The sequence below is a fragment of the Streptomyces sp. NPDC102270 genome (assembly GCF_044766405.1).
Lineage (GTDB): Bacteria > Actinomycetota > Actinomycetes > Streptomycetales > Streptomycetaceae > Streptomyces.
Window position 1 is genome coordinate 289,274 of the sequence record NZ_JBIWLX010000010.1, and the last position, 14,853, is coordinate 304,126.

General features: G+C 68.7%; 7 protein-coding genes and 1 pseudogene. All 8 read left to right on the top strand.

The window, feature by feature from the left end; all coding sequences use genetic code 11:
* Positions 1-107 precede the first annotated feature (107 nt).
* The 8 genes and pseudogenes from ACIRP7_RS23030 to ACIRP7_RS23065 all read left to right on the top strand — a co-directional run bounded on the left by ACIRP7_RS23030 (position 108) and on the right by ACIRP7_RS23065 (position 14,807).
* Entirely contained in the window at positions 108-2,555 is a 2,448-nt protein-coding gene (locus ACIRP7_RS23030; protein WP_403662487.1) for an RICIN domain-containing protein, read from the top strand.
* Between the two features lie 84 nt (positions 2,556-2,639).
* Positions 2,640-3,773 carry a ricin-type beta-trefoil lectin domain protein gene (locus tag ACIRP7_RS23035; protein ID WP_403662490.1) on the top strand — a complete coding sequence of 378 codons (1,134 nt, stop codon included), beginning with the start codon at positions 2,640-2,642 and terminating at the stop codon, positions 3,771-3,773.
* A gap of 153 nt (positions 3,774-3,926) precedes the next feature.
* Positions 3,927-5,330: pseudogene (locus ACIRP7_RS23040) on the top strand (endo-1,4-beta-xylanase); the annotation flags it as partial.
* Between the two features lie 457 nt (positions 5,331-5,787).
* Complete coding sequence (locus ACIRP7_RS23045) at positions 5,788-7,230, top strand: arabinofuranosidase catalytic domain-containing protein (protein WP_403662493.1); 1,443 nt, start codon at positions 5,788-5,790, stop codon at positions 7,228-7,230.
* Positions 7,231-7,349: 119 nt separating this feature from the next.
* On the top strand, positions 7,350-8,930 hold the full coding sequence (locus ACIRP7_RS23050) for a glycoside hydrolase family 27 protein (RefSeq protein ID WP_403662496.1): 1,581 nt from the start codon (positions 7,350-7,352) through the stop codon (positions 8,928-8,930).
* A 30-nt stretch (positions 8,931-8,960) separates the two neighbouring features.
* A complete protein-coding gene (locus ACIRP7_RS23055) occupies positions 8,961-10,487 on the top strand; it encodes an arabinofuranosidase catalytic domain-containing protein (protein ID WP_403662500.1) in 1,527 nt (508 codons plus the stop codon).
* A 23-nt stretch (positions 10,488-10,510) separates the two neighbouring features.
* Positions 10,511-12,343: an RICIN domain-containing protein gene (locus ACIRP7_RS23060; protein WP_403662503.1), complete on the top strand. Its 1,833-nt coding sequence runs from the start codon at positions 10,511-10,513 to the stop codon at positions 12,341-12,343.
* Positions 12,344-12,398: 55 nt separating this feature from the next.
* The gene (locus ACIRP7_RS23065; protein WP_403662506.1) at positions 12,399-14,807 is read left to right on the top strand and encodes a ricin-type beta-trefoil lectin domain protein; all 2,409 of its coding nucleotides are present in this window, start codon (positions 12,399-12,401) and stop codon (positions 14,805-14,807) included.
* The last annotated feature ends 46 nt before the right edge of the window (positions 14,808-14,853 follow it).

A 14,853-nucleotide genomic window follows, 5' to 3' on the forward strand; every position in this document is an offset into this window, starting at 1 on the left:
CCGCTCCGGTGCCCGGCGCCCTGCACTTTCCGAGATCTTCCTACCGTCCGACCGGATCGCCACTGGGCGTCCGCATCCAATGCCACCGCCACCACTGGAGGATGACGATGTCCCGAGCCGGAGCGCTCCGCGGCCTCCGGGCCGCCCCCCTGGCTCTGCTCGCCTTACTGGCCGGGAGTCTGCCCACGGCCGGTGCCGCGTTCGCCGTATCGCCCGAGCGCCAGGCATCGGCCGCCGAGCTGTACGTGGCGCCGGGTGCGCCCGCGGGCGGGAACGGCACCGCCGGGCAGCCGTTCGCGACGATCGACCAGGCGCGGCAGCCCGCGCACCGGCTCTCGGCCGACTCCGACGTCGTGGTCCACCTGGCCGGCGGCACCTACCGGCAGTCCAAGCCGCTGACCTTCGGCTCCGGCGACGGCGGCCAGAACGGCCACACGATCACCTACCAGGCCATGTCCGGGCAGCAGCCGGTCGTGAGCGGCGCCCAGCAGATATCTGGTTGGCAGGTTCATGATCAGAACAGCAACATCTGGTCGGCCCACGTCGGCACCGGCGTGAACACACGTCAGTTGTACGTGAACGGCAAGCAGGCGCCCCGCGCGGCGATCCAGGTGCCCCGCTCAGGCTTCACCTTCACCCAGACCGGACTGACCGTCACCGACTCGTCCCTCGACTACCTGGCCGGCCTCTCGGACCAGAGCCACATGGAAGTCGAGAGCATCAACTCCTTCACCGACCGCTACGCGCCGGTCCAGTCGATCAGCGGCAGGACCATCACCATGCAGCAGCCCGCCTGGAACAACAACTCCTGGGGCTACGACACCGTCAACGCGCCCTTCGCCGGCGGGACCATGTACCTGGAGAACAACTACGCGTTCCTCAAGCAGGCCGGGCAGTGGTACCTCGACTCGTCCACCGGCGACCTCTACTACCGCGCCCAGCCGGGGCAGAACCCGAACAGTCTCGACGTGGAACTGCCCCGGCTGCAGAGCCTGTTGGGCATCAGCGGCAGCTACGGCTCACCCGTGACCGGCCTCGGATTCGCCGGCATACGGTTCACCGGGACCTCCTGGCTCGGCCCGAGCGGACCCGACGGCTACGCGGACCAGCAGAGCGGCGCCCACATCACCGGTGCCTACGCGATGCCGGCCAACTGGCTGAGCACCTGCAAGTCGGGCTGCACACAGTTCGAGGCCACCCGCAACCACTGGGTGCAGATGCCCGCGGCGGTCCAGGTCTCCGCCGCCACCGGCATCACCTTCTCGGGGAACACGTTCTCCGAACTCGGGCAGGCCGGACTGGGCGTGGGAAACGACGGCGTCGCCACGGCCTCCGGCACCGGACTCGGCGCGAACGGTGTCACCGTCACCGGCAACACGTTCACCGACCTCGCGGGCAGCGGCATCCAGGTCGGCGGGATCCAGCCGGACGCACACCACCCCGCCAACCCGCAGATGACCAACCAGAACATCACCATCAGCAACAACAAGGTCAGCGGGGTGGGCACCGACTACAAGGAGACCGCGGGAATCCTGTCCACCTACGTCACCAACGCGACGATCAACCACAACCAGTGCGACCACCTGCCCTACGACGGGATCGACATCGGCTGGGGCTGGGGGATGAACGACCCGGGCGGCAGCCAGGACTACGTCAACCGCGGCACGTACAACTACCAGCCGATCTACAGCACTCCCACGACGCTGAAGAACAACACCGTCTCCCACAACCTCGTCTTCGACACCAAGAACGCGATGTTCGACGGCGGCAGCATCTACAGCCTGTCCGCGGCCCCCGGCTCGGTGATCTCCGACAACTACATGTACGACAACAACCGCACCACCGCGCTGTACCTCGACGAGGGCTCCCGATACCTGAAGGTGTCCGCCAACGTCGTGCAGGACGCGGGCAACTGGGCGCTCACCAACGCCAACGCGAACAACCACACCGACGACAGCACCTTCTCCGGCAACTGGTACAACGGCGGCAACACCTACGTGGCCACCGGCCCTCCGCACAACAACGTCCTCACCGGCAACGTCCTGGTCAGCGGCACCAACTGGCCTCAGGGCGCCAGAGACGTCATCCAGCAGGCGGGCGTCCAGTCCTCGGGCGGCGGCGGTTTCCCCACGGGTTACCACCAGTTGGTGATCGGCAGCAACAGCCTGTGCCTGGACGTGTACGGCAACTCCACCAGCGCGGGCGCCGCGATCGACCAGTGGACCTGCAACGGGCAGGGCAACCAGCAGTTCGAGTTCGTGCCGGTCTCGGGCGGCTACGGGCAACTGCGCGCGCAGAGCTCCGGACAGGTCGTGGCGGTGGCCGGCGGCTCCACGACCGCCGGTACGCCGAACATTGTGCAGCAGGCCGCGGGAGGAGCGTCCGGCGCTCTGTGGCTGCCGGTACAGCAGTCCGACGGCTCGTACTCCTTCAAGAACCAGAACAGCGGTCTGTGCCTGGACGTCTACGGCGGCGGCAGCAACCTGGGCCAGCAACTCGACCAGTGGCAGTGCAAGAACGCACCCGGCACCAACCAGGACTTCACCCCCCGCTGACCTGCTCGCGCCTCCAAAACGCCTGCACGGACCGGCGGTTCGTTCACCCCCCACCCACTGACCCGCACCCAGTGAGGAACGCTGATGAAGAAGTACTGGGCACCTTTGCCCGCGGCGATGGCGGCCACCCTCGGCATGGGCGCCGCGTGGCCCTGCGCGGCCACCGCCGCCGAGGCGCCGCCCTCCAGCACGCGGGCCGCCGCGGCCACGCCCCTGCGGCTGATGCCGTTGGGAGACTCGATCACCTGGGGCGTCGGCAGCCCGTCCGGGAACAGCTACCGGGGCTTCCTCGGGAACAAGCTGACGGCCGAGGGGCACACCCTGGACTTCGTCGGTTCGGGGCGCAACGGCACCATGTCCGACCCGGACAACGAAGGCCACTCCGGCTGGCGGATCGACCAGATCGCCGGCATCGCGGACTCCGTGCTGGCACGCTACCGGCCGAACGTGGTCACCCTGGAGATCGGCACCAACGACCTGAACGGCAACTACCAGATCCCGACCGCTGCCGACCGGCTCCACGCGCTCATCGACCAGATCACCAGAGCCGTACCCGACGCGACCGTCCTCGTCGGCACCGTGATCATCTCCACCAGCGGCACCGAGGAGGCCAACCGGCCCGCGTTCAACGCCAAGTTGCCCGGGATCGTCCAGGCCGAGCAGGCCGCCGGCAAACACGTACGTCTGGTGGACATGAGCGCCCTGACCGCCGCGGACCTGTCCGACTCCCTGCACCCCAACGACAGCGGCTTCGGCAAGATGGCGGACGCCTTCAACGCGGGGATCCAGGCGGCGGACGCGGCGGGCTGGATCAAGCCGCCGGACTCCACGAGCGGGCAGGTGCGTTCCGGGATCGCGGGGAAGTGCCTGGGGGTGAGCGGCGGCAACAGCGCCAACGGGACCGCCGCGGAGATCCGGTCCTGCGACGGCTCCGCCGCGCAAACGTGGTCCGCGCGCTCCGACGGCACCCTGAGGGCGCTCGGGAAGTGCCTCGACGTCACGGGCCGCGGTACCGCCAACGGCACCAAGATCGAGATCTGGGACTGCAACGGCGGCACCAACCAGCAATGGCAGACGTACAACGGCGGTTACCGCAACCCGGTCTCCGGCCGTTGCCTCGACGACCCCAACGCGTCCACCACCGACGGTACGCAACTGGTCCTGTGGGACTGCAACGGCGGAGCCCACCAGCAGTGGACCGCTCTGCCGGTGTCCTGAACTCATGACCCCACTCCACCGCGGCACCGGCCCCTGGCCGGTGTCCGTCCCTCTCACGCACCCGCACAAGGAGGTTGATCCTTCATGTCCTGGCTCAACGACGAGCTTTTGGTCCGCAGGGCCCTGGTCTCGGCCACCGGCCTGTTGGCCGGCATGGCACTGGCCCTGACCGGACCGGCGGCGAGCTTCACCGCTCACGCGGCGTTCGGCACGCTGGGCGCGGCGGCTGCCGACAGCGGCCGCTACTTCGGTACGGCCGTGGCCGCCGGGAAACTCGGCAACTCGACGTATGCCACGATCCTCGACCGGGAATTCAACATGATCACCCCGGAGAACGAGATGAAGTGGGACACCACCGAACCGTCCCGCGGCAACTTCAACTTCGGCCCGGCCGACCAGATCGTCAGCCACGCCACGGCACACGGGCAGCGGATGCGCGGCCACACCCTGGTGTGGCACGGGCAGTTGCCCGGCTGGGTCGGCTCCATCGGTGACGCAGGCACTCTGCGCAGCGTGATGAACAACCACATCACCACCGAGATGAACCACTTCAAGGGCAAGATCTATGCCTGGGACGTGGTCAACGAGGCGTTCGCCGACGGCGGCAGCGGTCAGCACCGCAGCTCGGTCTTCCAGAACGTGCTCGGCAACGGCTTCATCGAGGAGGCCTTCCGCACCGCCCGGGCCGCCGATCCCTCGGCCAAGCTCTGCTACAACGACTACAACATCGAGAACTGGAGCGATGCCAAGACGCAGGGCGTCTACAGCATGGTCAGGGACTTCAGGGCGCGCGGTGTGCCCATCGACTGTGTCGGCCTCCAGAGCCACTTCGGCTCCGGTGGCCCGCCGTCGAGCTTCCAGACGACCCTGTCGAACTTCGCCGCGCTCGGCGTCGACGTCCAGATCACCGAACTCGACATCGCCCAGGCCTCGGCGACCGCGTACGGGAACACGGTCCGGGCGTGCATGAACGTCGCCCGCTGCACCGGCATCACGGTGTGGGGGATCAGGGACAGCGACTCGTGGCGGACGGGGGAGAACCCGCTGCTGTTCGACAACAACGGCAACAAGAAGCCGGCCTACGACGCGTCGCTCTCCGCGCTCGGCGGAGGTACGGGGAATCCGGGCGGTGGCATCGTCTCGGGACAGGTGTACTCGCTGACCGACGTCGCCGCGGGCCGGGTGCTGGACGTGCCGGGCGGCCAGACGGCGAACGGCACGCTCCTGCAGGTCTGGGACTCCAACGGCGGTGCGAACCAGCAGTGGCGGGCGAGTCAGAACAGCGACGGCTCCTACACGTTGACGAACGTCGCCAGCGGGCGGGTGCTGGACGAGCCGGGCGGCCAGACGAGCAACGGCACCCGGATGGAGGTCTGGGACTCCAACGCCGGTGCGAACCAGCACTGGCGGGCGAGCGGTAACAGCGACGGTTCGTACACCCTGGTCAACGTCGCCTCCGGCCGGGCGCTGGAGATCCCCAGCGGACAGACCGGCAATGGCGCCCCGGTCCAGATCTGGGACGCCAACGGCGGCGCCAACCAGCACTGGAACTTCAGGTGAAGTGACCCGGCGCGCAGCGCGCGCTCCCGCCCCAGGATCGCTTCGGGGGGATCGGAACGTACACCCGCGTCCGGCACGGCGGCCCTCGCCGGACGCGGGCTCCGGCATGCCCTCGGAACGTTGTGACCAGGCGCAATACATGGGATGGATCAGAGTTCGATTGGGAGTCCCGAGCGTATTGACTCGGTGACGGACCTGTGGAATCACTAGGACATGGGATGTCTGAGTGGTTCCTGTGAGTGCTCTTGAGTGCCCACGCCGCCATGAGGCGTCCGGATCCCGCGGCCATGCCGGTGGCGGCGACGGTCCACGAACATCCCGTTCGACCAGGCACAGCACCCTCTGTCACCTTCCCCCACATTTCCCGAGGAACAGAATGCGGCCTTCACCCCTTTCCCGTCGGAGTCCTACGGCCCGCAGACGACGCTTACCGGCGTTCGCCGCCACAGGCGTGATGGCGCTGCTTGCCATGATGTCGGCGACTTCACAGACCTGGTCCGCACCCGCACCCGCCCGGGCAGCGACGCCGGCGCCCTTGGTGAGTTCGGCGTCGGGGCGGTGTCTGGACGTCAAGGGCGACGTCGACACGCCGGGAACTGCGCTGGACATCCAGGACTGCGACAACCAGCCCAACCAGGCGTTCGAGTTCACCTCGGCGGGCGAGCTGAGGACGATGAGCGGCACCCGATGCGTGGACGCCTACGACAACCGGACGGCGCCGGGTACTCCGGTGATCATCTGGACGTGCAACGGGCAGTCGAACCAGGCGTGGCGGCAGAACGCCGACGGGTCCGTCACCGGTGTCCAGTCCGGCCTGTGCCTGGACGTCAACGGGGCGGGCACGGCCAACGGCACCGCGGTCATCCTGTGGACCTGCAACGGCCAGAGCAACCAGAAGTGGACCACGTCGACACCTCCGCCCGGGCCGGGCGGGTCCGGCCCGTGCGACATCTACTCCGCGGGCGGTACGCCGTGCGTGGCCGCGCACAGCACCGTGCGGGCGCTCTACGGGTCGTACAGCGGCAGCCTGTACCAGGTCAGGCGTGCCTCGGACAACGCGACCAGGAACATCGGCGTACGGGCGTCCGGCGGCTTCGCCGACGCGGCGGCGCAGGACTCGTTCTGCGGGGGCACCTCCTGTGTGATCACGGTCGTCTACGACCAGTCCGGGCGCGGCAACGACCTGTGGTACCAGGGATCGGCCCAGGTTCCGGGATCGAGTCAGAGCAGTCCCGCGAAGGCGACCTCGGAGTCGCTGACCGCCGGGGGCACCAAGGCGTACTCGCTGTACATCAATCCGGGCAACAGCTACTGGCGGGACGGTCATCTGACGGGTGTTCCGACCGGCAGCGCGCCCGAGGGGGCGTACATGGTGACCAGCGGCACCCATGTCAACAGCGGCTGCTGCTTCGACTACGGCAACAGCGAGACGACGCGGAAGGCCGACGCGGCCGGGGCGATGGACGCGATCAACTTCGGCACCGAGTGCTGGTTCGGCGGTTGCTCGGGAAGCGGTCCCTGGGTCCAGGCCGATCTCGAATGGGGGCTGTACTCCGGGGGCAGCCAGTCCTGGAACACCGGTCAGCGGGCCTTCCCCGTCAAGTTCGTCACCGCGATGCTGAAGAACAACGGGACGTCGAGGTTCGCCCTCAAGGGCGGCAATGCGCAGTCCGGCAGCCTGACGACTCTGTGGGACGGCGCGCTGCCCGGCGGATACAGCCCGATGAAGAAGCAGGGCGCCATCGTTCTGGGCAGCGGCGGTGACTGCTGCAAGCCCGGTGGCGGTGCCAACCTGAGCGCCGGCACCTTCTACGAGGGGGCCATCGTCGCCGGCTACCCCTCCGACGCGACCGACAACGCGGTCCAGGCCAACGTCATCGCGGCCGGATACCGCTGAGTCCTTCTGCCCCACGGCGTGTTCCGCCGCAACCCGGCCCAGGAGTGGATGACATGCACATGATTACCAGGAGGGTCGGACACCTCTTGCCACCGTTCCCGCCACCGTCCCTGCGCAGGATGTTGGCGTTCGCCTTCTCCGTCGCGCTGTTCTGCGTGGGCGTACCCCTCGTCTCCCTCGGTACGGCGCAGCCCGCCGCCGCGCTGGGCAACGGGCTGGCACTGACCCCGCAGATGGGCTTCAACGACTGGAACGCCTACGGCTGCAACGTCTCCGAATCGCTGATCAAGTCCACCGCGCAGGCGATGCACACCAACGGCATGCAGGCGGCGGGCTACTCCTACGTCAACATCGACGACTGCTGGATGACCCACAACCGCGATTCCGGCGGCCGCCTGGTGCCGGACCCCGCCAAGTTCCCCGACGGCATCAAGGGCACCGCCGACTACGTGCACTCCCTGGGGCTGAAGCTGGGGATCTACGAGGACGCGGGAACCGCCACCTGTGCCGGGTATCCGGGCAGCCTGGGGCACGAGAGCACCGACGCCCAGTCGTTCGCGTCGTGGGGCGTGGACTACCTGAAGTACGACAACTGCAACAACAACGGGGTGTCCGCGCAGAGCCGGTACACCGCGATGCGGGACGCCTTGGCGGCCACGGGCCGGCCGATCCTGTACAGCCTGTGCAACTGGGGCCAGGACAACGTGTGGACCTGGGGCGCGGGCGTGGGCAACAGCTGGCGCACCACCGGGGACATCAGCGCCAACTTCGCCAGCATGCTGTCGATCTTCCACAGCAACGTGGGACTGGCCTCCTACGCGGGCCCCGGCCACTGGAACGACCCGGACATGCTGGAGGTCGGCAACGGCTCGATGACGGCCACCGAGAGCCGCAGCGAGTTCAGCCTGTGGGCGGAGATGGCCGCGCCGCTGATCGCGGGCACCAACATCCCCTCGGCCAGTGCGGAGACCCTCTCCACGCTGACCAACTCCCGGGTGATCGCGGTCGACCAGGACCCCCTCGGCAAGCAGGGCACCATGGTCTCCTCCTCGGGAGGCCGGGACGTGCTGGCCAAGCCTTTGGCCAACGGGGACGTGTCGGTGGCGCTGTTCAACGAGACGGGCTCGACAGCGACCATCTCGACCACCGCGGCCGCGATCGGCAAGACCGGGGCGTCCGCCTACACCCTGACCGACCTGTGGTCGGGAGCGTCCTCCACCACCTCGGGCACGATCAGCGCCTCGGTGCCGGCGCACGGCACGGTGATGTACCGGGTCGCGGGCGGCACCGGCGGCGGCACCAGCGTGACCGGGGCGGTGCACGCGGTGGGTGCGGGCAAGTGCCTTGACGTACCCGACTCGACCACGACCGCCGGCACCCAGGTGGAGATCTGGAGCTGCAACGGCGGCGCCAACCAGACATGGACGCACTCCGCGTCCAACCAGTTCACCGTCTACTCCGGCAGCAGCCAGATGTGCCTGGACGCCTACAACAACCAGACCACGCCGGGGACGAAGGCGGAGATCTGGTCGTGCAACGGCCAGAGCAATCAGCAGTGGACGCTGAACACCAACGGCACCATCACCGGCGTCCAGTCGGGCCTGTGCCTGGGCGTCGCCGGAGGGGCCACCGCCGACGGCACCCTCGCCGAACTGCAGACCTGCAACGGCGGCAGCAGCCAGCGGTGGACGTTGGGATGACTCCGCATTCGAACCCCGGAGGAGGTCTCCATGCTCGAACCAGCCGATGATCGCCGACGCAGACGAGGGAAAGCAGTGCTCCTGTCCGCCCTGGCGATGGTCCTGATCGCGTTCGGCGCACCGGCGTTCGCGACATCCACGAGGGCCGATGCACCATCCGTCGTCCATCCGGCGGCCCACCGTGTGGCGGACGTGTCGCTCCCGTGCGACCTGTACGCCGCGGGCGGTACGCCGTGCGTGACGGCGCACTCCACGACCAGGGCGCTCTTCGCGTCGTACAACGGGCCGCTTTACCAGATTCAGCGGGCCTCCGATCACAACTACCGCGACATCGGACTGCTCGGTGCGGGCGGGTACGCGGACGGCGCGTCCCAGGTGTCGTTCTGCTCGGGCACCTCGTGCACGATCACGAAGATCTACGACCAGACCGCCCAGCACAACGACATGCCGATCTCCTGGGGCGGTTACTGGAAGGGGCCGGGGCCGAACGGGTCCGACGTCGGCGCGGACGCCATGGCCCTGCCGGTGACCGCGGCCGGCCACCAGGTCTTCGGCGTCAAGGTCACCCCCGGTGTCGGCTACCGGCTCGACCACGCGAAGGGAGTGCCCACCGGAGCCCAGCCCGAAGGCATCTACATGGTGACCTCGTCGAACTACACGAGCCAGTGGTGCTGCTTCGACTACGGCAGCGGTGAGAACTCCCACACCGACACCGGCAACGCCACCATGAACGCCATCTACTGGGGCACCGCCTGCTGGTTCGGCGGCTGCACCGGCAGCGGCCCGTGGGTCGAGGCCGACCTGGAGAACGGCATGTTCCACACCAACACCGGCTCCAACAAGGACCCGAACAACCCCGGTGTGCACTACCCGTTCGTCAGCGCGTGGCTGAAGAACAACGGCACCAGCAACTTCACTCTCAAATACGGCAACGGCGCGAGCGGCGGCCTGACCACCACCTTCTCCGGCCCCCTGCCGAACGGTTACTCACCGATGAAGGTCGACAGCTCGGTCCTGCTGGGCACCGGGGGCGACAACAGCCCCAACGGCGTGGGCGAGTTCTTCGAGGGCGCGATGACGGCGGGCTACCCTTCCGACGCCACCGAGAACGCCGTGCAGGCCAGTATCACCGCGGCCGGTTACGGCGCCGGGGGCGGCGGTACGTCGACCGCGCTGCACGCGGTGGGCGCGGGCAAGTGCCTGGAGGTGCCGGGCGCGTCCACGACGCCGGGTACGCAGACGCAGATCCGGGACTGCACCGGAGCGGCGAACCAGACCTGGTCCCGGACCGACTCCCGCGAGCTCGCCGTGTACTCCGGCAGCAGCCGGCTGTGCCTGGACGCCTCCAACCAGGGCGCCAGCCCCGGCACCAAGGTCATCACCTGGACCTGCAACGGCCAGGCCAACCAGCAGTGGAACGTCAACGCCAACGGCACCGTCACCAGCGCCCAGTCGGGCCTGTGTCTGGACGTGACCGGCGCCGCCACCGCCAACGGCACCGCCGTGGAGCTGTGGACCTGCAACGGCGGATCCAACCAGCAGTGGTCACTGAGTTGACCCCGGGAACGCAGGAGGACCGAATGAGGACGAGAGCGAGACCCGGCCGTCTGGTATTGGCCGTCGGCATCGTCTTGGCGTTCGTGCTGCAGCTGTCGGCGACCGCCGAGAGCAGGGCCGTCTCGGGCGAGATGCTGAGCGTCAACCTGGCGTCGACGCGGGGCCCGTCGACCGGTGTGGGTGAGGGGTTCCTCTACGGCTTCACGCAGGACGGCAGCCAGCCGGCCGACCAGTTCATCAAGCCGCTGGGGATGAACGCGTTCCGCGGCGGGGGATGGTTCTCCGGCGGCTGGATCCGTGACAACTACCAGTACGGATCGGCCACTCGGGCGGACCTCGACTCGATCGTCGCGCAGGCGAAACGGCTCACCCAGCCGCCGTATCACGCGCAGTACCAGGTACTGGTCAGTGACATCTACGGCGCCAACGGCGGGCAGCCGTCGAACACGAGGTACCCGTGCGACAACGGTGACTGCTCCAACTGGATCGGCTTCATCGACTCAACGGTGGGAGCACTGCAGGCATCGGGGCTGAAGTTTTCCTACGACATCTGGAACGAGCCGGACATCTCCGCCTTCTGGACCCGGGGGGTGAACAGCGCCCAGTACTTCCAGATGTGGGACACCGCCTACCGGGAGATCCGGCGCATCGCCCCCTCGGCGCAGATCGTCGGGCCGTCGCTCGCCTTCACACCGCAGAGCAACCCGGGGGAATGGCGGACCTGGCTGGCGCACGTGAAGGCGGCCGGGACGGTCCCGGACATGATCACCAACCACGACGAGGGTGACGTCGACGACCCGGTCACCGTCTCCCAGTCCCTCAACAGTGCCCTGACCACGGCGGGCATCGGCCCGCTGCCGCTGTCCGCGAACGAGTACCAGCCCGCCGACCGGCAGACCGCCGGGGTGACCGCCTGGTACCTGGCGCGGTTCGCGCAGTCCGGGTACACCAACGCGATGCGCGGCAACTGGGTCTGCTGCGTCACCCCCAACCTGACGGGAGTCCTCACCCAGAGCGGGGGCACCTGGCAGCCGACGGGCAACTGGTGGGCGCTGCGCGACTACGCCGACATGACCGGAACCCTCGTCGACACCTCCGGCCAGGTCGGCTCGACCGCGATCTCGGCCTCCGAGGACCCCACCAACAAGCGCGCGGTGGCCATCATCGGCGACGCCAACGGCAACTCCGGCACCGCGTCCGTGACCTTCAACGGGCTGTCGTCCGTGCCCTGGCTGACGAACGCCGGCAGCGTGCACGTCACCGTGCACCGCATCCCGGACCAGGCACCGCTCGGTGCGCCACTGACCGTCTACGACCAGAACCTGAGCGCCTCGGGCGGCTCGATCACCGTGCCCTTGACGTTCCAGGCCGCGCACGACGCGTTCGCCGTCTATCTGACCCCGGCCTCTTCCGGCGGCGAGGGCTTCCCGGCCGGCGCTCACCAACTCGTCGTCGCCAACAACAACTTGTGTCTGGACGTGTACGGCAACTCGGGCAGCGCGGGCGCCGCGATCGACCAGTGGACCTGCAACGGGCAGAGCAACCAGCAGTTCCAGTTCGTACCGGCCTCGGGCGGTTACGGCGAACTGCGCGCCCAGAGCTCCGGCCAGGACGTGGCGGTCGCCGGCGGATCCACGACGGCAGGCACCCCGGACATCGTCCAACAGCCCCCCGGTACAGCGGCCAACGGCCTCTGGCTGCCGGTGCGCCAGTCCGACGGCTCCTACGCCTTCCAGAACCGCAACAGCGGCCTGTGCCTGGACGTCTACGGCGCCGGCGGCAACTCGGGCCAGCAACTGGACCAGTGGCAGTGCAAGAACGCACCCGGCACCAACCAGGACTTCTTCGTCCGCTGAACCGTCCGCCGACCACACCGGCCGTGGACACCCCCCACCTGCGAAAGGAACCACCGTGTCAGCATTCGGACGGCTGTTACGGCGCCTGCGCGTCCCGACGGCCGTACTCGCGGGCCTCGTCCTGGCCGCCGGCGGCGTCGTGGGCACAGCCGCCGCTCCGGCCCGGGCGGCCACCTCCATCACCCTCAACGGCGCGTCCGGCGGACGGACCTTCGACGGCGTCGGCGCGATCAGCGGGGGAGGCGGCAACAGCAGGCTCCTGATCGACTATCCCGAGCCCCAGCGCGGCCAGGTCCTCGACTACCTCTTCCGGCCCGGCTACGGCGCCTCCCTGCAGATGCTCAAGGCCGAGATCGGCGGGGACACCAACTCCACCTCGGGAGCCGAACCCAGCCACCAGCACACTCGCTCCGACCTGAACTGCGACCGGGGCTACGAATGGTGGCTGATGGAGCAGGCCAAGGCCCGCAACCCGAACATCAAGCTGTACGGGCTCGCCTGGGGCGCCCCGGGCTGGATCGGCAACGGCAACTTCTGGTCCACCGACATGGTCAACTACCTGGTCTCGTGGCTGGGCTGCGCCAAGCAGCACGGGCTGAGCATCGACTACCTCGGCGGATGGAACGAGCGGGGCTACAACGTCTCCTGGTACCAGCAGCTGCGGAGCGCCCTCAACAGCAACGGCTACGGCAGCGTCAAGATCGTCGCGGCCGACTCGGACTGGTCCGTGGCGAACGACGTCAACTCCAACCCTTCGTTCGCCTCCGCGGTGAGCGCCATCGGCACGCACTATCCCTGCGGCTACCGGTCCTCCCAGTCCACCTGCTCGGTGCCGGCGGCCGCCATGTCCTCCGGCAAGCCGTTGTGGGCGAGCGAGAACGGCTCGGACGACTACAACGGGGGAGCGCAGGCCATGGCCCGCGGCATCAACCGCGGATACATCGACGGACGGATGACCGCGTACCTCAACTGGCCGGTGGTCGCCGCCCTCACCCCCAACCTGCCGTACCCCACCATGGGCATGGCCCTGGCCTCGCAGCCGTGGTCCGGCTCGTACTCGATCGGCAAGAACACCTGGGTGATGGCGCACACCAGCCAGTTCACCGCTCCCGGATGGCACTACCTCGACGCCTCCAGCGGCTACATCGGCGGCAACCGCGCCAACGGAAGCTACGTCTCGCTCAAGTCCCCGAACAACTCCGACTACTCCACGGTCATCGAGACCGTGGACGCCGGCAGCGCGCAGACGCTGAACTTCAACGTCACCGGGGGACTGTCCGCCGGAACCGTCCACGTCTGGTCCACGGACGTCGGGTCCGCCAACCCGGCCGACCACTTCGTGCACACCACGGACATCACCCCGTCCGGCGGCGGATTCAGCCTGACCGTCCAGCCCGGCCACCTGTACACCCTGACCACCACGACCGGACAGGGCAAGGGCACCGCCACCGGTCCCGCCCGGAGCGCGCTGAAGCTGCCGTACAGCGACTCCTTCGACGGCTACGCCACCGGCACCGAGGCGAAGTACCTCATGGACTGGCAGGGCGCCTTCGAGGCGGTGGGCTGCGGCGGCGGCCGCAGCGGAAAGTGCGTACGCCAGATGAGCCCGCAGAAGCCGATCACCTGGGACTCGCTGACCGATCCGCACGCCCTGCTCGGTGACGTGAGCTGGGGCAACTACACCCTCACGTCGGACGTGCTGCTGGAACAACCCGGATACGCCGAGCTGATCGGCCGTGCGGGCGGGCACGACTACGACCGAACCGGCGGTCAGAACGCCTACCGCCTGCGGGTGAGCGACACCGGGGCCTGGTCGATCCTCAACTCGAACACCAACGGCACCGTCACCACCCTCGCCCGCGGCACGACCGCGGCACTCGGCACCAACCGGTGGCACACCGTGTCCCTCACCTTCTCCGGCACCACGATCACCGCCGTCATCGACGGCGCCACCGTCGGTTCCGTGAACGACCGCACCTGGGCGGCCGGGCAGATCGGCTACGGGACCAGCCAGGGTGAGACGGCACAGTTCGACAACCTGTCCATCACGCCCGGCAGCGGCGGAAGCGACGGCGGCACGACCGGCGCGATCGTCGGGGTCGGCTCCGGCCGGTGCGTGGACGTACCGAACCAGTCGCAGACGGCCGGAACTCAGGTGGCGCTGTGGGACTGCAACGGCGGCAGCAACCAGCAGTGGACGAACACCGCCGCCGGTGAGCTGCGGGTCTACGGCAGCGACTGCCTGGACGCCGCGGGCCAGGGCACCAGCCCCGGCACGAAGGTGGACATCTGGGACTGCACCGGCGGCGGCAACCAGAAGTGGACGATCCACGCCGACGGCACGATCACCGGTGACCAGTCCGGCCTGTGCCTCGACGCCACCGGCGCCGGAACGGCCAACGGCACCCTGCTGCAGCTGTGGACCTGCAACGGCAGCAGCAACCAGAAGTGGACGCGCGACTGATCCAGGTGCCCGGCTGACCATCAGCGACCGAAGGCACGACGTCCGT

What these genes read in the sequence shown, in the direction of transcription:
- ACIRP7_RS23030 (WP_403662487.1), top strand. Translation starts at nt 108, where the DNA reads ATGTCCCGAGCCGGAGCGCTCCGCGGCCTCCGGGCCGCCCCCCTGGCT.
- ACIRP7_RS23035 (WP_403662490.1), top strand. Translation starts at nt 2,640, where the DNA reads ATGAAGAAGTACTGGGCACCTTTGCCCGCGGCGATGGCGGCCACCCTC.
- ACIRP7_RS23045 (WP_403662493.1), top strand. Translation starts at nt 5,788, where the DNA reads ATGGCGCTGCTTGCCATGATGTCGGCGACTTCACAGACCTGGTCCGCA.
- ACIRP7_RS23050 (WP_403662496.1), top strand. Translation starts at nt 7,350, where the DNA reads ATGTTGGCGTTCGCCTTCTCCGTCGCGCTGTTCTGCGTGGGCGTACCC.
- ACIRP7_RS23055 (WP_403662500.1), top strand. Translation starts at nt 8,961, where the DNA reads ATGCTCGAACCAGCCGATGATCGCCGACGCAGACGAGGGAAAGCAGTG.
- ACIRP7_RS23060 (WP_403662503.1), top strand. Translation starts at nt 10,511, where the DNA reads ATGAGGACGAGAGCGAGACCCGGCCGTCTGGTATTGGCCGTCGGCATC.